Consider the following 21,350-nt stretch of genomic DNA (forward strand, 5'->3'; position numbering starts at 1 on the left):
CACGATCCGGGCACCCGGATGACGAAGTGGCAATGGTCCCTTTCCGAACCACTATCCGTGCCCCTAGGGTGCGAACGGGACCCCCGCCGGTCCCCGGCCCCCGCCGTCCCCCGTTGTTGGAGGTCCCCCATGTCCCGTCCCCTCGGCCGTCGCGCGGGTGCTCTCGCCGCCGCCGGACTCACCGCCCTCGCCCTGGCCGCCTGCTCGCCGCCCTCGGAGGGCGGCTCCGGCGACACCGCGTCCTCGGGCGGCTCCTCCGCCGCCACGGCCACCTCGGCCGCCGACCTCGGCGGGATGGACGGCCTCGTCGCCGCCGCCAAGAAGGAGGGCGCGCTCAACGTCATCGCGCTGCCCCCGGACTGGGCCAACTACGGCGAGGTCATCAAGGCGTTCCAGGCGAAGTACCCGGACATCAAGATCACGAGCGACCAGCCCGACGCGAGCAGCGCCGACGAGATCGCGACGGCCAAGCGCCTCAAGGGCCAGTCCGGCGCCCCCGACGTCTTCGACCTCGGCGCGGCCGTCGCCCTCGCGAACACCGACATGTACGCCAAGTACAAGGTCTCGACGTTCGACGACATCCCGGCCGACTTCAAGGACGCCGACGGCACGTGGGTCAACGACTACGGCGGGTACATGAGCATCGGCTACGACTCGGCGAAGGTCCCCGCCCCGACGAGCGTGCAGGACCTCCTCGGAGCCGACTTCAAGGGCAAGGTCGCGCTCAACGGCAACCCGACCGAGGCCGGCGCCGCGTTCGCGGGCGTCCAGATGGTCTCGATCGCCGAGGGCGGCAGCGCCGGCGACCTGGCCAAGGGTGTCGACTTCTTCAAGCAGCTCAAGGCTGCCGGCAACTTCCTGCCGGTCGACCCCACGCCCGCCACCGTCGAGTCCGGCCAGACGCCGGTCGTCATCGACTGGGACTACCTCAACGCCTCGCTGAGCGCCAAGGTCCCGACGTGGAAGGTGTTCGTGCCCAAGGAGGCCGTCGTCGCCGGCTACTACTACCAGGCGATCAACGTCGACGCGCCGCACCCGGCCGCCGCGCGCCTGTGGCAGGAGTTCCTCTACAGCGACGAGGGCCAGAACCTCTGGCTCAAGGGCGGCGCCCGACCGGTCCGCTTCGACGCGATGAAGACCGCCGGCACGCTCGACGAGGAGGCCGCGTCCGCGCTGCCCGCCGTCGAGGGCACCCCGGTCGTCCCGACCCAGGCCGACTCCGACAGCGGCAAGAAGTACCTCGCCGACAACTGGGCCAACGCGGTTGGCTGACACGGCGATCGCCCGCCCCGCGGGGGCGCTGCGACGGCTGCGGCCGTCCGGCGCCCTCGCGGGGGTCGTGCCGTTCTTCGCCTACACGACCGTCTTCCTGCTGATCCCGACGCTCGTCGTCGTGATCGGCGCCTTCCTCGACGCCGACAACCGGCCCACGCTCGGCAACGTCTCGGCGCTCACGCAGCCGGCGGTCGTCCGGGGGCTCGTGCAGTCGGTCGTCCTGTCGGCCGTCACCGCGCTCGGGGGCGCGGTCATCGGGGGCGTCCTCGCGTACGCGGTGAGCACGGCGCGGCCGGGGTCGGTCACGCAGCGCTTCTTCACCTCGCTGTGCGGCGTCCTCGCCCAGTTCGGCGGTGTCGCACTGGCGTTCGCGTTCATCGCGTCGTTCAGCGCGCAGGGCCTGCTCAGCGTGCTGCTGTCGAAGGTCGGGATGTCGACCGGCGGCGGCCTGTGGCTCTACGAGTGGGACCGCGGGCTGATGCTCGTCTACCTCTACTTCCAGATCCCGCTCATGCTCATCGTCTTCCTGCCCGCGGTCGAGGGGCTGCGGCCGCAGTGGCGCGAGGCGACCGAGACCCTCGGTGGCACGACGTGGACGTACTGGCGCCGCGTCGCCGGGCCGATCCTCCTGCCGTCGTTCGTCGGCGCCACGCTGCTGCTGTTCACGAACGCGTTCTCCGCGTACTCGACGGCGAAGGCGCTCGTGCCGCAGGCGAACCCGCTGCTGCCGCTGCAGATCGGCAGCTCGCTGTCGTCCGAGGTCATCCTCGGCCAGGAGAACATCGGCAAGGCGATGGCCCTCGAGATGGTCGTCGTCGTCGCGGTCGTCATGACCCTGTACGCGTGGCTCGACAAGCGTGCCGGCCGCTGGATGACGCGATGAGCGGCCGGTCGACGTTCCGTCGCCGCCAGCGGGTCTTCCGCTGGGTGACCCTCACCCTGCTGCTCGCCTTCTTCGCCCTGCCGCTGCTCGGCATGCTCGAGTTCACGCTGCAGGGCCCCGGCGGCAACGGCCGCACGCTCGACACGTGGCGCACGCTGGCCGACGTCTCGCAGATCTCGCTCGAGTACCCGGCGCTCAAGGAGGGCTTCCTCGCCTCCGTCGGGCTGGCGGTCGTCACGCCGCTCGTCATGCTCGTGCTCCTCGTCCCGACGATGACGTGGGTGCGGCTGCGGCTGCCCGGCCTGTCGCGCACCGTCGAGTTCGTCTGCCTCCTGCCGCTCACCGTGCCGGCCATCGTCCTCGTCGTCGGCCTGACGCCGGTGTACGCGTGGGTGTACTACCTCGTCGGCTCCTCGACGATGTGGCTCGCGCTCGCCTACGTCGTGCTCGTCCTCCCGTACGCGTACCGCTCGCTCGACGCGGGGCTGCGCGCCATCGACGTCCGCACGCTGTCGGAGGCCGCCCGCTCGCTCGGGGCGTCCTGGGTCACCGTCATGTGGCGGGTCGTCCTGCCGAACCTGCGCACCGCCGTGCTCTCGGCGTCGTTCCTCTCGGTCGCGCTCGTCCTCGGCGAGTTCACCATCGCCAGCCTGTTCAGCAAGAAGAACCTCCAGGTCGCGATGTACGAGCTCGGCAAGTCGGACGCGAAGATCTCCGTCGCCGTCGGCCTCGCCGCCCTCGTCTTCGGCTTCGTCGTGCTCTTCGCCATGTCCTTCGTCGGCACCCGCCCGGCCGGCGCCGGGCGCATCGCCCGCCTGCGTCGTCCCCGTCCCGCCAAGGAGACCCCGTGACCGCCGCCCCCGACACCGCGACGACCCGCGGCACCGCCGTCCAGCTGACCGACCTGCGCCGCGTCTACGGCGGGGTCTCGGCCCTCGACGGGCTGACCCTGCACCTCGAGCCCGGCGAGCTGGTGTGCCTGCTCGGCCCGTCCGGCTGCGGCAAGACGACGGCGCTGCGCTGCCTCGCGGGCCTCGAGGACCCCGACAGCGGCACCATCGAGGTCGGCGGCCGCGACGTCACGCGCATCCCGACGAACAAGCGCGACATGGGGATGGTCTTCCAGGCCTACAGCCTCTTCCCGCACATGACGGCGCGGCAGAACGTCGAGTTCGGCCTCGAGCTGCGCGGCCGTGACAAGGCCTCGCGGCGGGCCCGCGCGGGCGAGATGCTCGACCTCGTCGGGCTCCAGCAGCACGCCGACAAGTACGCCCACCAGATGTCCGGCGGGCAGCAGCAGCGCGTCGCGCTGGCCCGTGCCCTGGCCATCGAGCCGCAGGTGCTGCTGCTCGACGAGCCCCTGTCGGCGCTCGACGCCAAGGTGCGCACGCAGCTGCGCGACGAGATCCGGCGCATCCAGCTCGAGGTCGGCACGACGACGCTCTTCGTCACGCACGACCAGGAGGAGGCGCTCGCCGTCGCCGACCGGGTCGGCGTCATGTCCACCGGCCGGCTCGAGCAGCTCGCGCCGCCGGCCGAGCTCTACTCCGCGCCGCGCACGCCGTTCGTCGCCGACTTCGTCGGGCTGACCAACCGGCTGCGGGCGCGCGTCGAGGGCGGCCGCGCGCACGTGCTCGGCGGCAGCATCCCGGTCCTGCCGGGCTCCGCCGAGGGCGACGCCGTCGTGCTCGTGCGACCCGAGGGTGTCACGGTGTCCCCCGGCGGCGACGGGTCCGGCGAGGCCGGGGCCAGCGTCGTCAGCGCCAGCTTCCTCGGCGGCCACGGGCGGGTCATCGTCCGCACCCCGGCCGGCGAGCTCGTCACCGTGCAGGTGCCGAACACCGACGTCACGCGCTACCGGCCCGGCGACCCCGTCGCCCTCTCCCCGCGCGGTGACGCCGCACTCGCCGTCGCCGCCGACTGACGGCACACCACCCCCGCGCGAGTGCGGGCTACACCGCAGTAAGTGCCGCCCCAGCGACCGGTACTGCGGTGTAGCCCGCGTCTGCGTCGTCCTCGGGACTCCGCCTCCCCACGACTCCGCACGTGCGGGGTTATTGCTGTCCGGACGCCGTTCCGACCGCGACAACCCCGCACGTGCGGGGTTGTCGGGCGCCGGGGTCAGCCGGGGACGACGACCGCGGCGCTGCGACGGGCGAGGCGGTCCCCGGCGGCGACGACCGCCACGACCGTGACCGCGAGGACGAGGAGCGCGGCGGCCGCGCCGAGCGGCTCGTCGACGGCGAACGTCGGGATCATCCGGGTCGGCAGCGCGAGCGCGAAGACCATCGCGATCGCCGAGCCGAGCCAGCTGCCGACCATGTTCGCCCGGTGGGCCCGCAGGTCACCGCGCCGGATGCCGACGACACCGAGCGTGACGGTCACGAGCGTCACGAGGCTGAGGACGTGCAGCCAGCTGAACGCGCCGTCGCGCAGGTGGCGGATCCAGAACGAGGACACCGCGGTCCAGAGCATGAGGACGACCCAGACGCGCCCGAGGTGACGGTGGCGGGCGTCGCCCTTGCGGCGGGCGAGCTGCACGACACCGAGCGACACCGAGAGCAGCGCGGCGGCGACGTGGGAGGCGATGAGGAGGGTCCAGGCGTGCACGGTCAGTCCTTCCGGAGGGCGGTGACGAGGGTGGTGACGGTGTGCAGCAGGTCGGCCGGGTCGGCGCCCACCGCGCGGACGGCGTCGTCGAAGCGGTCACCGAGCACCTCGGTGGCGGCCGTGAGGCGGGTGACGCCCTCGGCGGTCACGGCCAGCTCGCGCCGGTTGCCGTGGCCGCGACCGACGTCGAGCAGGCCGTCCGCCGCGAGACCCGCGACCATCCGGCTCGTCGCGGCCTCGCTCGCGCCGAGGCCGTCGGCGAGCTCGCGCTGGGTCGGCCGGTCGAGCCGCGAGGCGTGCAGCAGGACGAGGTAGCGCCGGTAGGTCAGGCCGCTGCCCGACCGCGCGAGGAGGGTCTCGGCGCGCCGGTCCATCAGGGCGACGAGGACGTGGAGCTCGTGGGCGAGGGAGGCCATGCCGCAAAGACTTGCACATGCAACTTGCGGATGCAAGAAGTCTCAGGCGCGAACGGCCCCGCCGTCCGCGCGTGAGGTCGACCGGGGGCGAACCACCGCGCCCGCGACGAGCGTCGCCGCCGTCACGGCCAGCAGCACCGCGGCGGGCGCATGGGCCAGGACCCCGGCCAGCGCGAGGAGGACGACGGGCGGCCCGACTCGCTCCCAGGGCCACGGAGTGCCGGCCCGGCGCTCGGCGACCGCCATCGCCCCCAGCGAGAGCGCGACCCCCGCCGCCATCGACCACGCGGCCCGCGCCCCCACGTGGTCGTCGGCCACGTGCGCGACCGCCTGCTCCACCCCGTAGGCGCCGAGGATGATGCCGGCGACGACCGGCAGGTGGAGGTACGTGAAGAGGTCCCGGGCCAGGTGGGCACGCGCCGACCCCTCCCGGGCCTCGAGTGCCGCGTGCAGGACGGGGGCGCTGCGTTGGAAGTACGTGAGCCACAGCCCCACCGAGGCCGCGACGGCGAGGACGGAGATGCCGAGGAGCGGCGCCGACACGGGCTGCTCGGCGGCCCCGACGCCGATCGCGACGAGCGACTCGCCGAGCGCCAGGATGACGACGAGGCCGTGCCGCTCCCCGAAGTGCGCGGCCGAGGTGAGGACCCATCCGCCCCCGCCGCGCGAGGTCACGAAGATCACCGTGAGGTCGTAGAGCACGGCGAGGACCCAGACCGGTCGCTGCCACGGCTCTCCCAGCGCCACACCGACGGCGAGCAGCGCAGTGGCGGGCACGGCGGAGGACGCCAGCGAGAGCAGCACCTGCCGCCGCAGCCGCCGGTCCTCTCCGGCCACGACGAGGTAGACCCCGAGGTGCACCGCGCGGACCATCGCGTAGCAGACGACCAGCACGAGCGGACCGTGAAGGCCTCCGGGCAGGTCGTGGAAGGCCTCGGGGATGGCCAGGCTCGCGACGAACATCGCCGCGGTCGCCAGCACCAGCGCCGAGCGGACCACCCCGGCGTCGGCGCGGGCCCCGTTCGCGAGCCAGGCGTACGAGCACCAGACCCACCACAGCAGGGCCAGGACGACGAAGGCGTCGAGCAGCGAGCCCGGCGGGTCGCCGTGCGCGAGCAGCGCCGAGACCTGGGTGAAGGCCAGGACGTAGACGAGGTCGAAGAACAGCTCGAGGGTGGTGACCCCGTCGCCCTCGCGGGCCGGGCGGAGGCCGAGCAACGCATCACGGACCGAGGACATCGAGCACCTCCGGAGGTGAACCCTGGGCATCCGCCCCGCGTCGCCGGGCGGTGCACGACCTGTGGCCGTGTCGCGGGGAACGTCACGGGTGGAGCGTCGTGTTCCCCGCTGCCCCCGGGGCCGGTGTGGCCGGGGAGCCGCCGTCGCTAGGCTGCCGCCGTGACCGACACCGCCGCCGCCCACGACCTGTCCGACCCCTCGACCGACCCGTTCGCGGTCGCCGAGGCCGCCGCCGCCGTCATCCGCGAGCGCACGGGGGTCGAGCGCCACGACGTCGCCCTCGTCCTCGGCAGCGGCTGGGGCCAGGCGGGCGACCTCATCGGCGAGACGGTGACGACGATCGAGAACACCGACGTCCCCGGGTTCGGCAAGGCCGCGGTCGCCGGGCACAGCGGCTCGATGCGCTCGGTGGCCATCGGCGACACCGGCCGGCGCGCCCTCGTCTACGGCACCCGCACCCACTTCTACGAGGGCCGCGGCGTCCGCGCCGTCGTCCACGGCGTGCGCACCGCGGCGGCCGCCGGCTGCACGACGATCGTCATCACGAACGGCTGCGGCGGGCTGCGCCCCGAGTGGGCGCCCGGCACCCCGGTGCTCATCAGCGACCACATCAACCTCACCGCGCACTCCCCCATCGAGGGCGCGAACTTCGTCGACCTCACCGACCTCTACAGCCCTCGCCTGCGCGCGGTCGCGCAGGAGGTCGACCCGACCCTCGACGAGGGCGTCTACGTCCAGTTCCGGGGCCCGCACTACGAGACCCCCGCCGAGGTGCGGATGGCCAAGGTCCTCGGCGGCGACCTCGTCGGGATGTCGACCTCGCTCGAGGCGATCGCCGCCCGGCAGAGCGGCCTCGAGGTGCTCGGCGTCTCGCTCGTGACGAACGCCGCGGCCGGCATCTCGCCGAACCCGCTCAGCCACGAGGAGGTCCTCGAGGCGGGTCAGGCCGCGGCCGAGCGCTGCGGACGCCTCCTCGCCGACGTCGTCGGCCGCATCTGAGGACCGCCCCCGTGAGCGCCACCACCGACCTCGACGCCCTCCTCGCCGCCGCCCGCGCCTGGGCCGCCGACGACCCCGACCCCGCGACGCGAGCCGAGCTCGAGGGCCTGGCCGACCGCGCCGGCACCGACGACGCCGCCCGCGAGGAGCTCGCCGACGCGATGTCCGGGATGCTCGAGTTCGGCACCGCCGGCCTGCGCGGGAAGCTCGGCGGCGGCCCGAACCGGATGAACCGCGCCGTCGTCATCCGGGCCGCGGCCGGCCTCACCGCGTACCTGCGCACCGTCACCGACGAGCCGTTCGTCGTCGTCGGCTACGACGCGCGCACCAACTCCGACGTCTTCGCCCACGACACCTGCGCCGTCGTCACCGGGATGGGCGGCCGCGCCGTCGTCCTCCCCCGGCCACTGCCGACCCCGGTGCTGGCGTACGCGATCCGCCACCTCGGCGCCGACGCCGGCGTGATGGTCACCGCCTCGCACAACCCGCCGCAGGACAACGGCTACAAGGTGTACGTCGGCGACGGCTCGCAGATCGTGCCGCCGGTCGACGGGCTCATCGCCACCGAGATCGACCGTGTCGAGTCGGTCGCGTCCGTGCCGCGGGCCGACGACGGCTGGGACACGCTCGGCGACGACGTGCTCGAGGCCTACCTCGACGACGTCGTCACCGTCGTCACCCCCGACGCACCGCGCGAGCTGACCGTCGTCCACACCGCGCTGCACGGCGTCGGCTCCGAGACCGTGCGCCGGGCCTTCCTCGCCGCGGGCTTCGCCGAGCCGCTGCCCGTCCCCTCGCAGGCCGAGCCGGACCCGATGTTCCCGACGGTCTCGTTCCCCAACCCGGAGGAGCCCGGGGCGATGGACGCCGCCCTCGAGCTCGCCGAGCAGACCGGCCCCGACCTCGTCGTGGCCAACGACCCCGACGCCGACCGCTGCGCCGTCGCGGTGCCCGGCCCGGGTGGCTGGCGGATGCTGCGCGGCGACGAGGTCGGCGCGCTGCTCGGCTCGTACGTGCTCGAGCGGGGCGTCGCCCAGGACTCCCCCGACGCCGTCTTCGCCAACTCGATCGTGTCCTCGCGCCTGCTCGCGGCGATGTGCCGGGCCGCCGGCGTGCGCCACGAGGAGACGCTGACCGGCTTCAAGTGGATCGGCCGCGTGCCCGGGCTGCGCTACGGCTACGAGGAGGCCCTCGGCTACTGCGTCGACCCCGGCCACGTCCGCGACAAGGACGGCGTCTCGGCCGCGCTGCTCGTCGCCGAGCTCGCGGCGACCCTCAAGCAGCAGGGCCGCACCCTCGTCGACCGCCTCGACGACCTCGCCCGCGCGCACGGCGTGCACGCGACCGACTCGTTCTCGGTCCGCGTCGAGGACCTGTCGCTCATCGGCCGGATCATGGAGCGGCTGCGCGCCCAGCCGCCGACGACGGTGGCCGGTGTCGACGTCGCCCGCGCCGACGACCTCGCGCGCGGGGACGGCGGCCTCCCGCCGACCGAGGGCCTGCGCTACCACCTGGCGGACAACTCGCGCATCATCGTGCGGCCCTCCGGCACCGAGCCGAAGCTCAAGGTGTACCTCGAGGTCGTCGAGCCGGTCACCGGCGACGACCTGCGCGGCGCCCGCCAGCGCGCGGCCGACCGGCTCGCGGCCGTCCGCGCCGACCTCGAGGCCGCCACCGCCCTCTGACCCCGGCGGCCGCAGCACCCTGATGGCCGCAGCACCCCGCGCTCCATCGGCGGCCGCCCGTGGCGCACCCGATGGTGGGGCCCGTGGCGCGCCGACGGGGGTGATCACCCCCGTTCCCGCGCCATTAGCCGCACCTCGAGCCGGTGCCGGCGACGCCTCCGCCGTCCGCCGGACGCGTCGCGGAGGGTGCCCCGGCCGGCGCCGCTGGGTGCATCGAGGGGCACGGGCGCCGGCCCCGGCCATCGTCCGAGGTCAGCGCCCGCGGGTGGCGAGATGTGCCATCCCGGCGGGCCCCGGGTCGTGCGGTGGTGCCCCCGTCCGGCGGTGACCCGGCCCCTCCGACCCCCGTACACTCCCGGGGTGAGCACGAGCACCGAGGTCGACCCGACGACGCGAGCCCGCGACATCCTCGGGGTCTCCCGCCTGACCAACTCCGCCCTGACCGGCTGGCTGCACGGCCTGCCGGGTGTCGACCAGGTCGGCTGCGAGGCCCGCGCGGCGGCGCTGTCGACGCGGTCGGTCAAGACCTCGAGCAAGGCGTGGGCCATCGACACCGCCATCTCGATGATCGACCTGACGACCCTCGAGGGCGCCGACACCCCCGGCAAGGTCCGCGGCCTCGCGACGCGCGCGCTCGTCCCGGACCCCAGCGACCCGAGCACCCCGAGCCCGGCCGCGGTCTGCGTCTACGGCGACATGGTCCCCTTCGCCCGTGAGGTCATCGGCGAGCGCGACGTGCGCATCGCCGCCGTCGCCACCGCCTTCCCGAGCGGCCGCGCGAGCCGCGCCGTCAAGCTCGCCGACACGCGCGACGCCGTGCAGAACGGCGCCGACGAGATCGACATGGTCATCGACCGCGGGGCCTTCCTCGCCGGCGACTACCTGTCGGTCTTCCGCGAGATCGCCGAGACCAAGGAGGCCTGCGGCGACGCGCGCCTCAAGGTCATCATGGAGACCGGCGAGCTCGTCACCTACGACAACGTCCGCCGCGCCTCGTGGCTCTCGATGCTCGCCGGCGGCGACTTCATCAAGACCTCGACCGGCAAGATCTCGCCGGCCGCGACGCTGCCGGTCACGCTCGTCATGCTCGAGGCGGTCCGCGACTGGCGCGACGCCACCGGCGAGCAGGTCGGCGTCAAGCCGGCCGGCGGCATCCGCACGAGCAAGGACGCCATCAAGTTCCTCGTCACCGTCAACGAGGTCGCCGGCGAGGACTGGCTGAGCAACGAGTGGTTCCGCTTCGGCGCCTCGAGCCTGCTCAACGACCTCGTCCTCCAGCGCCAGAAGATGACGACGGGCGCCTACTCCGGCGCCGACTACGTCGCCGACGACGCCCCCAGCGGCTACTGACCCGCCACCCCGACCGACCCAAGGACAGCAGCGAATGCCCACCTTCGAGTACGCGCCGGCCCCGGAGTCCCGGGCCGTCGTCGACATCGCCAGCAGCCACGGGCTGTTCATCGGCGGCGAGTTCGTCGAGGCCACCGGCGGCAAGCCGTTCAAGACGCTCAACCCCGCCACCGAAGAGGTCCTCTCGGAGGTCTCCGAGGCGACCGCGGACGACGTCGACGCCGCCGTCCGCGCGGCCCGCAGCGCCTACACCCGCGTGTGGTCGCGGATGAGCGGCGCCGACCGCGGCAAGTACCTCTACCGGATCGCCCGGATCATCCAGGAGCGCGCCCGCGAGCTCGCCGTCCTCGAGACGCTCGACAACGGCAAGCCGATCAAGGAGAGCCGCGACGTCGACATCCCCCTCGTCGCCGCGCACTTCTTCTACCACGCGGGCTGGGCCGACAAGCTGTCGTACGCCGCGCTCGGCGACAACCCCCGTCCGGTCGGCGTCGTCGGCCAGGTCATCCCGTGGAACTTCCCGCTGCTCATGCTCGCCTGGAAGGTCGCGCCGGCCCTCGCGTGCGGCAACACGGTCGTGCTCAAGCCGGCCGAGACCACCCCGCTCACCGCGCTCCTCTTCGCCGAGATCTGCCGGCAGGCCGACCTGCCCCCGGGCGTCGTCAACATCGTCACCGGCGCCGGCGCCACCGGCCAGGCCATCGTCGACCACCCGGGCATCGACAAGCTCGCGTTCACCGGCTCGACCGGCGTGGGCAAGATGATCGCCCGCTCCATCGCCGGCACCCGCAAGAAGGCGACCCTCGAGCTCGGCGGCAAGGGCGCGAACATCATCTTCGACGACGCCCCGGTCGACCAGGCGGTCGAGGGCATCGTCAACGGCATCTTCTTCAACCAGGGCCACGTCTGCTGCGCCGGCAGCCGGATCCTGGTGCAGGAGAACGTCGCCGACGAGGTCGTGCGCCGGCTCAAGCGGCGCCTCACGACGCTGCGCATCGGCGACCCGATGGACAAGAACACCGACGTCGGGGCCATCAACAGCCGCGCGCAGCTGCAGCGCATCGAGGAGCTGACGGCCGCCGGGTCGCAGGAGGGCGCCGAGCGCTGGGACTCCGGATGCGAGCTGCCGAGCACCGGGTACTGGTTCCGCCCGACCGTGTTCACCGACGTGTCGCAGTCGCACCGGATCGCCCAGGAGGAGATCTTCGGGCCGGTCGTCTCGGTGCTGACCTTCCGCACCCCCGGCGAGGCGGTCGCCAAGGCCAACAACACGCCGTACGGCCTCTCGGCCGGCATCTGGACCGAGAAGGGCAGCCGCATCCTCTGGATGGCCGACCAGCTGCGCGCCGGCGTGGTGTGGGCCAACACGTTCAACAAGTTCGACCCGACCTCGCCGTTCGGCGGCTACAAGGAGTCGGGCTACGGCCGCGAGGGCGGTCGCCACGGCCTCGAGGCCTACGTCAAGACCGGGAGTGACCAGTGAGCGCGCGCGTGGACGTCCGCAAGACGTACAAGCTCTACATCGGCGGGAAGTTCCCCCGCTCCGAGAGCGGCCGCTCCTACGAGGTGCTCGCCGCGCCGACCGGCCGTCGCGCCACCCCGCGCTTCCTCGCCAACGCAGCGATGGGCTCGCGCAAGGACGCCCGCGACGCCGTCGTCGCCGCCCGCAAGGCGCAGCCCGGGTGGGCCGGCGCGACCGCGTACAACCGCGGCCAGGTGCTCTACCGCGTCGCCGAGGTGATGGAGGGCCGCCGCGCGCAGCTCGTCCAGGACGTCCGCGACTCCGAGGGCCTGACGCCCGCGCGCGCCGAGGCCGTCGTCTCCGCCGCGATCGACCGGTGGGTCTGGTACGCCGGCTGGGCCGACAAGTACGCGCAGGTCCTCGGCGGGCTCAACCCCGTCGCCGGGCCGTACTTCGACATCTCCGCCCCGGAGCCGACCGGGGTCGTCGCGGTTCTCGCGCCGCAGGCGTCGTCGCTGCTCGGCCTCGTCTCGGTCGTCGCGCCGGTCGTCGTCTCGGGCAACACCTGCGTCGTCCTCGCGTCCGAGGAGCGGCCGCTGCCGGCCATCGACCTCGCCGAGTGCCTCGCGACGTCCGACGTGCCGGGCGGTGTCGTCAACGTCGTCACCGGGCGGACCGCCGAGGTCGCACCGTGGCTCGCCTCGCACCGCGACGTCAACGCCATCGACCTCACCGGCGCGGCCGACGCGGCCGGCGTCGAGTGGGGCGACCTCGAGCTCGCCGCCGCCGAGAACCTCAAGCGGGTCCTGCGCCCCGGCGGCTCCGGTCCCGAGGCGGTCGAGCCCGACTTCGACGCGGTGCCCGACCTCTCGCGTCTCACCGCGTTCCTCGAGACCAAGACGGTCTGGCACCCGAAGGGCCGCTGACCTCCGCCGCCTCCCCCGCCCCACCTTTTCGGGGTCACCCCGAAAAAGGCACGAGACCCCGGTTCCGGGCCGGGGTCTCGTGGACGTTCCGGGGTCTCGGGGCGTCGGCTGCGTCCCGCGCTGCCCCGCGCTGCCCCGCGTCGGAAACCCGGTCGCCCCGACGCGTCGACCGCTCCTATCCTGCCCGGATGCCGACACCGCTGCCGACCCCGACCCTCGAGACCGCCCGGCTGCGGCTGCGCCCCGTCCGCCCGGAGGATGCCGACGCGCTCTTCGCGCTGATGAGCGACCCGGTCGTGCTGCGGTACTGGGACGCCCCGCCGTGGCGGGACCGCGACCGGGCGCCGGCGTTCGTCCGGTCGTGCGAGCGGATCGCCGAGAGCGGCTCCGGCGCCCGGCTCGTCGTCGAGCGCCGCGCCGACGGGGCGTTCCTCGGCTGGTGCGCCCTGGCGCAGTACGACGCGGGGTACCGCAGCGCCGTCGTCACCTACGTCCTGCGGCAGGAGGCGTGGGGCCGCGGGTACGCGACCGAGGCCGGGACCGCCCTGCTCGACTGGGCCTTCGCGACCCTCGACCTCAACCGCGTCCAGGGCGAGGCCGACACCCGCAACCCGGCTTCGCGACGCGTGATGGAGAAGCTCGGCTTCGTCCACGAGGGCACCCTGCGCGAGGACTGCGTCGTCGAGGGCGAGGTGTCGGACACGTGGGTCCTCGGCCTGCTGCGTCGCGACCGCGAGGGCGCCGCGCACCGGCCCCGAGGCTGACGAGAGCGGCACCGACCGTCGTCAGTTGCCGGTCGCGAAGGTCATCTCCCAGGAGTTCGCCTCGGCGCGTGGGACGAAGGTGACGAAGCGCTCGTTGCGGCCCTTGGACCAGGCGCCCGGGTCGCCGTCGAACGTGAGGTCGAGGGTGACGAGGTAGCGACGGCCGTCGGCCGTGCGCTCGGGGTCCTCGACCGAGACCAGCGTCCCCTTCGTGAGCTTCGGGGAGTCGTCGGACGTCGTGGCCTGCTCGTCGGGCGTGAGGAAGGTCGTGCTGGCGAGCACCGGCCCCTTGTCGCGCCACGCGGCGAGATAGTCCGTGAGGATGCGCCGGGCCGCCGCCTCGTCCGGACCGTCGGAGTTCAGGGACCCGGTGACGACGGGCGTCGGCGACGCGGTCGTCGCGGCGGTGGACGGCGCGGGGGCTCGCGAGGACGCGCTCGGCGACGGCGTCCCGTCGGTACTGGTGCAGCCCGCCAGCAGCACTCCCGAGACCATGGCCACGGCGAGCGCCCCGGTACCTCGACCCATGTCGTCCCCTTCCCCTGCGTCGGGACCGACGGTACCGCGTGGCCCCGACGGGGCGCAGGCGGTCCCGCCCGACGGCGGCGTCGGGCCCTCCCCCGCGCGCCGTAGGATGGTGGCCCGTGGGTGAGCAGGACACGGACGCGCAGGACACGACCACCGACCCTCCCCGCGACCGGCGCCGCGTCGTCGTCCTCGCCGGTCCCAGTGGAGCCGGCAAGTCCCGCCTCGCCGAGCGCCTCCACACCCGCCGCGGCTGGCCGGTCTTCCGCCTCGACGACTTCTACCGCGACGGCGACGACCCCGCCGCTCCCCGCCACCCGACCCTCGGCATCGTGGACTGGGACCACCCCGACAGCTGGGACGCCGAGCGCGCGGTCCACGCCCTGCGCGAGCTCGTCGACACCGGGCGCACGCTGCTGCCGGTCTACGACATCGCGACGAGCCGGGCCACGGGGTCGCACGAGGTGACCGCCGGGCCCACCGACCTCGTCCTCGCCGAGGGCATCTTCGCCGCCGAGGTCGTGGCGCGCCTCGAGGACGAGGGGATGCTCCACAGCGCGTGGTGCGTCCACCACCGTCCGTCGGTGACGTTCGTCCGTCGCCTGCTGCGCGACCTCGGCGAGCGCCGCAAGCCACCGGCCGTCCTCGTCCGCCGTGGCTGGCGCCTGATGCGCGAGGAACCCGGGATCGTCCAGCGGCAGACGGCACTCGGCGCCGTGGGCTCTCGCGCAGCCGCCGTGGAGCGCACGCTCCTCGACTAGGGTGGCGCCGTGAGCGTCGAGGGGACCCGAGGATGACCGACCAGCCCTGGGTGGCGCCCGGATCCGGGCCCGAGCGACCGGACCCGACGGCTCCGCCGCCCCCCGGTGGCTGGACCCCGCCGCCCGTCCCGCCGCCCGGCGCGACCTACCCGCCGCCCTCCGGCGCGACCTACCCCCCGCCGCCCGGCGCGACCTACCCGCCCCCGCCCGGCGGGTCCGCTCCCCCGCCGGGATGGCAGCCGCCCGCCTACCGCACGGTCGACGTGCGGCCGGGCATCGTGCCGCTGCGCCCGCTGGGGCTCGGCGACGTCTACGGCGGCGTGCTCAAGGCCGTGCGCGGCAACCCCGCCGCGACGATCGGCCTCGCCGCCCTCACCTGCTTCGCGCTGCTCCTGCCGACGACGGCCCTCGGGGCGTTCCTCGCCGGCCAGGCGTCCAGCGACCCGCTCGGCGCCTTCGCGGCGACCGACACCGTGCCCGACAACGCCGGCATCTCGATCGTCGGCCAGTACCTGCCGACCATCGGCCAGCTGCTCTCCGCGGTCCTCCTCGCGGGGTTCCTCGCCCAGGTCGTCGGGCAGGCCGTGCTCGGGCGCAAGGTCGGGATGGGCGAGATCTGGCGCTCGACCCGCGGGCGCGTGCTGCCGCTCGTCGGCGTCGTGCTCCTCACCGGCTTCCTGCTCCTCGTCGTGCTCGTCGTCGGGGTCGCGGCGGCCGTGGCGCTCATCGTCGCCCTCGACCCGGGCGACACCGGCGGCGTCCTCGCGGCCATCGGCATCGCGCTCCTCGTCGCGCTCGTGACGATCGCCGTCCTCGCGCTGCTCGCGACCCGATGGGCCTACGCCGCACCGGCGGTCGTCCTCGAGCGGATCGGGGTCATGGCCTCGATCCGGCGCTCGTGGGGGCTGGTCGGCGGCCCGACGAAGGGCCCCTTCTGGCGCGTCTTCGGCATCCGCCTGCTCACCGGCATCATCACCGGCATCGCCTCGACCGTCATCACCTTCCCCATCTCGCTCCTCCTGCTCGGTGTCGTCGCGGCGACGACCATCGGCTCGGGCTCCTCGGACGGCGGCGCGCTGCTCGTGGCCCAGACCCTCGTGAGCGGGCTGACGGCCCTGCTGACCGGGGCGCTGACCACCCCGTTCAGCGCCGGGGTCGACGCGCTGCTGTACGTCGACGGGCGGATGCGCCGGGAGGGGCTCGACATCCAGCTCATCCAGAGCGCCCAGGGTGCCGCCGCCCCGCCGTGGCCCTCCACCTCGCTGTGACGCCGGCCGACGCCCCGCTCGACCCGAGCAACGAGCAGGCCCGGCGCTGGCTCGAGGAGGAGCTGACGGCCTCCCGGTACCACGCGCAGCCGAGCATCCTCGAACGCCTCAACGAGCTCCTCGACCGGCTGCTCAACGCCCGCCCCGAGGGTGGGCTGCCGGGTGTCGCCGTGCCCATCGCCGTCGGGCTCGTCGTCGCGGTGCTGGCCCTCGTCCTGTGGCGGGTGCTGCGGCGCGACGTCGGGCGCAGCGCCGATGGCGGGTCCTCGCGCGCCCTCGACGTCCCGGACGTGCCGGCGGCGACGCTGCGGGCCGCGGCCCGGGCGGCCCTCGAGCGCGGCGACCTCGACGCGGCGGTGCTCGACGGCGTGCGCGCGATCGCCCGGGCCGGCGTCGAGCGGGTGCTGCTCGACGACGCCCCCGGCCGGACGGCGCACGAGGTCGCGCAGCTCCTCGCCTCCTCCTTCCCCGGCGAGCACGCGGCCCTCGCCGGCGCGGCCGACGCCTTCGACGCCGTCCGGTACGGCCACCGCAGCGCCACCCTCGAGCAGGCGCGCGACGTGCTCGACCTCGACACCCGCCTCGCCGCCGCCCGGCCCGAGCGGCCCGCCGCGCCGACCGGACCGTCCACACCGGGCGCCACCGCCCCGGAGCCGGTGCGATGAGCGTCGCCCCCGCCGGCGTCGACGCCGGCCGCGTCGTCCGGCGCACCCGCGACGTCGTCCTCTGGGTGCTGGCCGTCGTCGTCGGCGGCGCCCTGCTCGCCGTCGCGGCCGGTGGTCCCCCGCCGGAGGACCGGCTCCACCCCGACGGCACCGGGCAGGGCGGCACCCGGGCGCTCGTCGAGGTCCTGCGCGACCAGGGCATCGACGTCGAGGTCGTCACCACCTCGCAGGAGGCGGTCGACGCGACCGACGAGGGCAGCACCGTCGTCGTCGGCAACTCCGACCTCCTCACCGACACCGCGGCCCGCCGCCTCCTCGAGGGCACCCGGACCGCCGGCCACGTCGTCCTCCTCGACGCCGCCCCCGGGGTGCTCGAGGCCCTCGGTCTGGGGGTCACGGCGCGCCCGGCCGACGGCCCGGCCACCGACCCGCAGTGCACGCTCCCGTGGGTCGGGCGCGAGGACCGGGTCAGCCGCACCTCGTGGGCGCTCGTCCCGGTCGACGGCCGCGAGCTGCCGTCCGGGGTCGTCGGGTGCTGGCCCACTCCCGATGACGGTGACCGGCCCACGGCGTACGCCGCGGTCGACGTACCCGCCAGCGACACGCACGCCCCCGTCACCGTTGTCGGCTTCCCGGATGCCGCCACGAACCGCTTCGTCACCGAGGACGACGACGCCGGGTTGATGCTCCGGCTGCTCGGCGCCGCGCCCCGACTCGTCTGGTACCATCCGGGCGCCGAGGACGCGACCACCAACCCGTCGACCGACGACTCGTCGGTGTGGCCGGCGTGGGTCGGGCCGGGCCTGCTCCTCGCCGGCCTCGCCTTCGTCGCCTTCGCCGTCGCCCGCGGGCGCCGCCTCGGCCGCCTCGTGCCGGAACCGCTGCCCGTCGTCGTGCGCGCCGCCGAGACGACCGAGAGCCGCGCCGAGCTCTACCGCGCCTCCGGCGACCGGGTGCGCGCCGCCCGCGTGCTCCGCCAGGCCACCGGCGCCCGCCTCGCCGTCCGCCTCGGGCTGCCCGCCCGCACCCCCGTCGACGAGCTCGTCCCCGCCGTCGCCTCGGCCGCCGGCCTCCCGGCCACCGAGGTCGACGCGCTCCTGCGCTCCCCCGCACCGCTCGACGAGGCCGGCCTCGTCGCCCTCGCCCAGCAGCTCGCCCACCTCGAGGAGAAGGTCCGCACGTCATGACAGACACCCCCAGCACGCCCGCCCCGCAGGCCGCCGACGCGCGCGCGGCCCTCGTCCGGGTCCGCGAGGAGGTCGCCAAGGCCGTCGTCGGGCAGGACGCCGCCGTCGCCGGGATGCTCGTCGCGCTGCTCTGCCGCGGGCACATCCTCCTCGAGGGCGTCCCCGGCGTCGCGAAGACGCTGCTCGTGCGCAGCCTCGCGGCGTCGCTCGACGTCGGCACCAAGCGCGTGCAGTTCACGCCCGACCTCATGCCGGGCGACCTCACGGGCTCGCTCGTCTACGACAGCCGCGCCAGCGACTTCGAGTTCCGTCCCGGGCCGGTCTTCACGAACCTCATGCTCGCCGACGAGATCAACCGGACGCCGCCCAAGACGCAGTCCGCGCTGCTCGAGGCGATGGAGGAGCGGCAGGTCACGGTCGACGGCACTCCGCACCCGCTGCCCTCGCCCTTCCTCGTCGCCGCGACCCAGAACCCCGTCGAGTACGAGGGCACCTACCCGCTGCCCGAGGCCCAGCTCGACCGCTTCCTCCTCAAGGTCGTCCTGCCCGTGCCGGAGCGCGACGACGAGGTCTCGGTGCTGCGCCGGCACGCGTCGGGCTTCGACCCGCGCGACCTCGCCGGCGCCGGCCTGCGACCGGTCGCCACCGCCGCCGACGTCGAGGCCGGGGCGGCCGCCGTCCGCGAGGTCGAGGTGTCCGACGAGGTGCTCGGCTACGTCGTCGACATCGCCCGCGCCACCCGCACCTCCCCCTCGCTGGCGCTGGGTGTCTCGCCGCGTGGTGCGACGGCGCTGCTCGCGACGAGCCGCGCCTGGGCGTGGCTGAGCGGCCGCGGCTACGTCACCCCCGACGACGTCAAGGCCCTCGCCGTCGCGACGCTCGCGCACCGCCTCATGCTGCGCCCCGAGGCCGAGCTCGAGGGCACGTCGGTGACGTCGGTCCTGCACGGCGTCCTCGCGTCGGTGCCCGTGCCGCGCTGATGGCCCTGACGACGCGCGCCGCCGCGCTGCTCCTCCTCGGCCTCGTCCCCGTCGGGCTGCGGCCCGAGGGGTCGACGGTCGCGCTCTGGACGCTCGTGTGGCTCGTGCTCGTCGGCCTCGACCTCGCCCTCGCGGCCACGCCAAGCGCCCTGCGGCTGACCCGCGAGGACCCCGCGCTCCAGGTCCGGCTCGGCGAGTCGACCACGACCGGGGTGCTCGTCGAGAACACCGGACGACGGCGGGCGCGTGGGCTGCTCCGGGACGGCTGGCCGCCCTCGGCCGGGTCGTCCCCGGCGCGGCATCCTCTCGACGTGCCGTCCGGGGAGGTGCGGCGCGTTTCCACGCGGCTGACGCCGACGCGGCGCGGTGACCGGCGGGCCGACCGCGTGACGGTGCGTCTGCTCGGGCCGCTGGGCCTGGCGGGGCGGCAGCGGTCGGTCGAGGCCCCCGCCCGGCTGCGCGCCCTGCACGCGTTCCCCTCGCGCAAGCACCTGCCGAGCCGGCTCGCGGTGCTGCGCGAGCTCGACGGGCGCGCGGCCGTGCGCACCCGTGGGCAGGGCACCGAGTTCGACAGCCTGCGCGAGTACGTGGACGGCGACGACGTCCGCTCCATCGACTGGAGGGCCACCGCACGCCGCCAGCACCTCGTCGTGCGCACCTGGCAGCCGGAGCAGCACCGCCGCATCGTCATCGTCGTCGACACCGGCCGCACGAGCGCCGGGCGGGTCGGCGAAGCCCCACGACTGGACGCCGCGATGGATGCCGCCCTCCTGCTCACCGCGCTCGCGGGGCACGCGCGCGACCGGGTGCAGGTCGTCGCCGGCGACCGCCGCATCCGGACCAGGGTCAGCGGGGCCGACCGCGCCGGCCTGCTGCACGACGTCATCTCCGCGATGACCCCCATCGACCCCGAGGTCGTCGAAACGGACTGGGGCGTCCTCGCGGCCGAGGTGACGCGCTCGACGCACCGCTCGCTCGTCGTCCTCCTGACACCGCTCGAGCCGGCGGCGGTCGAGGAGGGGCTCATCCCGGTGCTGCCGGCGCTCGTCGCGCACCACCGGGTGGTCGTCGCGTCCGTCGCCGACCCGGCCCTCGACGCCATGCGCGCAGCGCGCGACGGGTCCGAGGAGGTGTGGGGCGCGGTGGCCGCCGAGCGCACGGTGTCGTTGCGGCGGCAGGCCTCGGATGCTCTCGGCCGGCTCGGGGTCGACGTCCTCGACGCGACGCCGGAGGACCTGCCGGTGCGCCTCGCCGACCACTACCTCGCGCTCAAGCGCGAGGGGCTCCTCTGAGGGAGCCGATCAGCGCACACGTCCACGTGCCGGCCTGTCGGAGATTGGTTTTCCACAGGCCGCCCGGACGGTAGTCGTCGTCCACAGGTGCCCGGGCGGGACCGGTGGGCTGTTGGTGGGCGGTGCCAGGATGGTCACATGTCAACGGGGACAGACGAACTCGAGGAACGCCGCTCCCGGCTCGAGGCTGCCCGCGACGCCCTGACCGGGCTCGACGAGGTCCTGACCGGAGCCTGCGGGGACGGGCTGGGCGAGCTGACGGAGCTGCTCGACGAGGTCGCCGCCCGGGCGTCCGCCGCGCGGGTCGTGGTCGCGCTGGAGGCCGTGCGGCGCGGGGAGGTCGCCGGGTCCGCCACCCACGCCTGGGTCCGGCATCACGCCCCCTCCCTGCGCCAGTCCGGCGCCGCCGCCCTCGCCCGGCTCGTGGTCGACGTCGCCGCCGGCGACACCCCCACCCACCGCCACGACCCCGACCCCGACACCCCCCTCGGCGTCGTCTGGACCGCCGTGCGGACCGGTGAGATCGAGGCCCACACCGGGTGCGCCGTCCTGCGCGAGACCACCCGCCTCGCGCCCCTGCTCGCCCCCGCCGCGCTGCCCACCGCGACCGCAGGGCTCGTCGACCTGGCCGCCGAGCACGGACCCGCCGTCATGCGCCGCCTGCGACCCCGGCTGCTGGCCGAGCACGGCCACCACGACGCCCTGCAGGACCTCCACACCCGCCTGGCGACCGCCGCCCGCCTGTCCACGCCCCGCATCGAGTCCGCGGACCTGACCGAGTACCAGCTGTGGATGACCCCCGAACAGGCCGCCACCCTCGAAGCCGCCATCGGACCCCTCTCAGCCCCCGCCCCCAACGACGACACCGGCGAGCCCGACCTGCGTCCCGCCGGACAACGCCGCGTCGAAGCCCTCACCGCCGTGTGCGCCACCGCGACCACCCTGCACACCGGCACCCACGACACCGACCGCGGCCCCGACACCACCCTCCACCTCACCATCCCCCTGACCGACCTCACGAGCGGGACGACCCGAGACCCCGGCGAGCTGCTCGCGGACCTCA

At 74.8% G+C, this 21,350-nt stretch carries 20 protein-coding genes and 1 pseudogene; 17 read left to right on the forward strand and 4 right to left on the reverse strand.

From position 1 onward, the window contains the following. Positions 1–129 precede the first annotated feature (129 nt). Genes KMZ30_RS20580 through KMZ30_RS20595 form a run of 4 tightly spaced genes read left to right on the forward strand, consistent with a single transcriptional unit; the run spans position 130 to position 4,082 of the window. The gene (locus KMZ30_RS20580; RefSeq protein ID WP_215514402.1) at positions 130–1,272 is read left to right on the forward strand and encodes an ABC transporter substrate-binding protein; all 1,143 of its coding nucleotides are present in this window, start codon (positions 130–132) and stop codon (positions 1,270–1,272) included. Beyond that, complete coding sequence (locus KMZ30_RS20585; protein ID WP_226903392.1) at positions 1,265–2,158, forward strand: ABC transporter permease; 894 nt, start codon at positions 1,265–1,267, stop codon at positions 2,156–2,158. The genes KMZ30_RS20580 and KMZ30_RS20585 overlap by 8 nt, the downstream gene beginning before the upstream one ends. After that, positions 2,155–3,009 carry an ABC transporter permease gene (locus tag KMZ30_RS20590; RefSeq protein WP_215514403.1) on the forward strand — a complete coding sequence of 285 codons (855 nt, stop codon included), beginning with the start codon at positions 2,155–2,157 and terminating at the stop codon, positions 3,007–3,009. The genes KMZ30_RS20585 and KMZ30_RS20590 overlap by 4 nt, the downstream gene beginning before the upstream one ends. Next, positions 3,006–4,082 (forward strand): ABC transporter ATP-binding protein, encoded by a 1,077-nt coding sequence (locus tag KMZ30_RS20595; protein WP_215514404.1) that lies wholly within the window; start codon positions 3,006–3,008, stop codon positions 4,080–4,082. The genes KMZ30_RS20590 and KMZ30_RS20595 overlap by 4 nt, the downstream gene beginning before the upstream one ends. Before the next feature lie 197 nt (positions 4,083–4,279). Here KMZ30_RS20595 and KMZ30_RS20600 read toward each other — a convergent pair whose 3' ends face one another. Genes KMZ30_RS20600 through KMZ30_RS20610 form a run of 3 tightly spaced genes read right to left on the reverse strand, consistent with a single transcriptional unit; the run spans position 4,280 to position 6,423 of the window. Beyond that, complete coding sequence (locus tag KMZ30_RS20600; RefSeq protein WP_215514405.1) at positions 4,280–4,768, reverse strand: DUF2306 domain-containing protein; 489 nt, start codon at positions 4,766–4,768, stop codon at positions 4,280–4,282. Positions 4,769–4,770: 2 nt separating this feature from the next. Then, on the reverse strand, positions 4,771–5,184 hold the full coding sequence (locus KMZ30_RS20605; protein ID WP_207022601.1) for a MarR family winged helix-turn-helix transcriptional regulator: 414 nt from the start codon (positions 5,182–5,184) through the stop codon (positions 4,771–4,773). A 42-nt stretch (positions 5,185–5,226) separates the two neighbouring features. Then, complete coding sequence (locus tag KMZ30_RS20610) at positions 5,227–6,423, reverse strand: low temperature requirement protein A (RefSeq protein ID WP_215514406.1); 1,197 nt, start codon at positions 6,421–6,423, stop codon at positions 5,227–5,229. Between the two features lie 159 nt (positions 6,424–6,582). On the opposite strand from KMZ30_RS20610, the gene KMZ30_RS20615 reads away from it, so the two are divergent. The 6 genes from KMZ30_RS20615 (at position 6,583) to KMZ30_RS20640 (ending at position 13,609) form a co-directional block, all read left to right on the forward strand. Continuing rightward, positions 6,583–7,422, forward strand: coding sequence for a purine-nucleoside phosphorylase (locus KMZ30_RS20615; protein WP_308279895.1), 840 nt, complete (start codon positions 6,583–6,585; stop codon positions 7,420–7,422). 11 nt (positions 7,423–7,433) lie between these two features. After that, positions 7,434–9,107 (forward strand): phospho-sugar mutase, encoded by a 1,674-nt coding sequence (locus KMZ30_RS20620; protein WP_308279896.1) that lies wholly within the window; start codon positions 7,434–7,436, stop codon positions 9,105–9,107. Positions 9,108–9,467: 360 nt separating this feature from the next. Continuing rightward, positions 9,468–10,457: a deoxyribose-phosphate aldolase gene (gene deoC, locus KMZ30_RS20625; RefSeq protein WP_242525756.1), complete on the forward strand. Its 990-nt coding sequence runs from the start codon at positions 9,468–9,470 to the stop codon at positions 10,455–10,457. A 34-nt stretch (positions 10,458–10,491) separates the two neighbouring features. After that, positions 10,492–11,940: an aldehyde dehydrogenase family protein gene (locus tag KMZ30_RS20630; protein WP_215520185.1), complete on the forward strand. Its 1,449-nt coding sequence runs from the start codon at positions 10,492–10,494 to the stop codon at positions 11,938–11,940. Beyond that, on the forward strand, positions 11,937–12,845 hold the full coding sequence (locus KMZ30_RS20635; RefSeq protein ID WP_215514409.1) for an aldehyde dehydrogenase family protein: 909 nt from the start codon (positions 11,937–11,939) through the stop codon (positions 12,843–12,845). The genes KMZ30_RS20630 and KMZ30_RS20635 overlap by 4 nt, the downstream gene beginning before the upstream one ends. Before the next feature lie 188 nt (positions 12,846–13,033). Next, complete coding sequence (locus KMZ30_RS20640) at positions 13,034–13,609, forward strand: GNAT family N-acetyltransferase (protein WP_215514410.1); 576 nt, start codon at positions 13,034–13,036, stop codon at positions 13,607–13,609. A gap of 21 nt (positions 13,610–13,630) precedes the next feature. Here the strand turns inward: KMZ30_RS20640 and KMZ30_RS20645 are convergent, their stop codons facing one another. Then, on the reverse strand, positions 13,631–14,137 hold the full coding sequence (locus KMZ30_RS20645) for a hypothetical protein (protein WP_215514411.1): 507 nt from the start codon (positions 14,135–14,137) through the stop codon (positions 13,631–13,633). A 116-nt stretch (positions 14,138–14,253) separates the two neighbouring features. On the opposite strand from KMZ30_RS20645, the gene KMZ30_RS20650 reads away from it, so the two are divergent. The 7 genes and pseudogenes from KMZ30_RS20650 to KMZ30_RS20680 form a co-directional block, all read left to right on the forward strand. Continuing rightward, entirely contained in the window at positions 14,254–14,895 is a 642-nt protein-coding gene (locus tag KMZ30_RS20650; RefSeq protein ID WP_215514412.1) for a uridine kinase family protein, read from the forward strand. A 32-nt stretch (positions 14,896–14,927) separates the two neighbouring features. Next, positions 14,928–16,163 (forward strand): DUF7847 domain-containing protein, encoded by a 1,236-nt coding sequence (locus KMZ30_RS20655; RefSeq protein ID WP_215514413.1) that lies wholly within the window; start codon positions 14,928–14,930, stop codon positions 16,161–16,163. Beyond that, entirely contained in the window at positions 16,142–16,828 is a 687-nt protein-coding gene (locus KMZ30_RS20660; RefSeq protein ID WP_215514414.1) for a DUF4129 domain-containing protein, read from the forward strand. Before KMZ30_RS20655 ends, KMZ30_RS20660 begins: the two co-directional genes overlap by 22 nt. Next, complete coding sequence (locus tag KMZ30_RS20665; protein WP_215514415.1) at positions 16,825–18,015, forward strand: DUF4350 domain-containing protein; 1,191 nt, start codon at positions 16,825–16,827, stop codon at positions 18,013–18,015. Before KMZ30_RS20660 ends, KMZ30_RS20665 begins: the two co-directional genes overlap by 4 nt. Continuing rightward, positions 18,012–18,995 carry an AAA family ATPase gene (locus KMZ30_RS20670; RefSeq protein ID WP_030527721.1) on the forward strand — a complete coding sequence of 328 codons (984 nt, stop codon included), beginning with the start codon at positions 18,012–18,014 and terminating at the stop codon, positions 18,993–18,995. Before KMZ30_RS20665 ends, KMZ30_RS20670 begins: the two co-directional genes overlap by 4 nt. Beyond that, a complete protein-coding gene (locus KMZ30_RS20675; RefSeq protein ID WP_215514416.1) occupies positions 18,995–20,287 on the forward strand; it encodes a DUF58 domain-containing protein in 1,293 nt (430 codons plus the stop codon). The genes KMZ30_RS20670 and KMZ30_RS20675 overlap by 1 nt, the downstream gene beginning before the upstream one ends. Before the next feature lie 138 nt (positions 20,288–20,425). Further along, a pseudogene (locus KMZ30_RS20680) lies at positions 20,426–21,350 on the forward strand (HNH endonuclease signature motif containing protein); the annotation flags it as partial.

Origin of the sequence: Phycicoccus mangrovi, from assembly GCF_018729305.1 — a bacterium.
Classification (GTDB): Bacteria; Actinomycetota; Actinomycetes; order Actinomycetales; family Dermatophilaceae; genus Phycicoccus; species Phycicoccus jejuensis.

Coding starts and splice junctions, on each gene's coding strand:
- KMZ30_RS20580 (WP_215514402.1), top strand. CDS start 130: ATGTCCCGTCCCCTCGGCCGTCGCGCGGGTGCTCTCGCCGCCGCCGGA.
- KMZ30_RS20590 (WP_215514403.1), top strand. CDS start 2,155: ATGAGCGGCCGGTCGACGTTCCGTCGCCGCCAGCGGGTCTTCCGCTGG.
- KMZ30_RS20605 (WP_207022601.1), bottom strand. CDS start 5,184: ATGGCCTCCCTCGCCCACGAGCTCCACGTCCTCGTCGCCCTGATGGAC.
- KMZ30_RS20610 (WP_215514406.1), bottom strand. CDS start 6,423: ATGTCCTCGGTCCGTGATGCGTTGCTCGGCCTCCGCCCGGCCCGCGAG.
- KMZ30_RS20630 (WP_215520185.1), top strand. CDS start 10,492: ATGCCCACCTTCGAGTACGCGCCGGCCCCGGAGTCCCGGGCCGTCGTC.
- KMZ30_RS20640 (WP_215514410.1), top strand. CDS start 13,034: ATGCCGACACCGCTGCCGACCCCGACCCTCGAGACCGCCCGGCTGCGG.
- KMZ30_RS20645 (WP_215514411.1), bottom strand. CDS start 14,137: ATGGGTCGAGGTACCGGGGCGCTCGCCGTGGCCATGGTCTCGGGAGTG.
- KMZ30_RS20655 (WP_215514413.1), top strand. CDS start 14,928: ATGACCGACCAGCCCTGGGTGGCGCCCGGATCCGGGCCCGAGCGACCG.
- KMZ30_RS20665 (WP_215514415.1), top strand. CDS start 16,825: ATGAGCGTCGCCCCCGCCGGCGTCGACGCCGGCCGCGTCGTCCGGCGC.
- KMZ30_RS20670 (WP_030527721.1), top strand. CDS start 18,012: ATGACAGACACCCCCAGCACGCCCGCCCCGCAGGCCGCCGACGCGCGC.
- KMZ30_RS20675 (WP_215514416.1), top strand. CDS start 18,995: ATGGCCCTGACGACGCGCGCCGCCGCGCTGCTCCTCCTCGGCCTCGTC.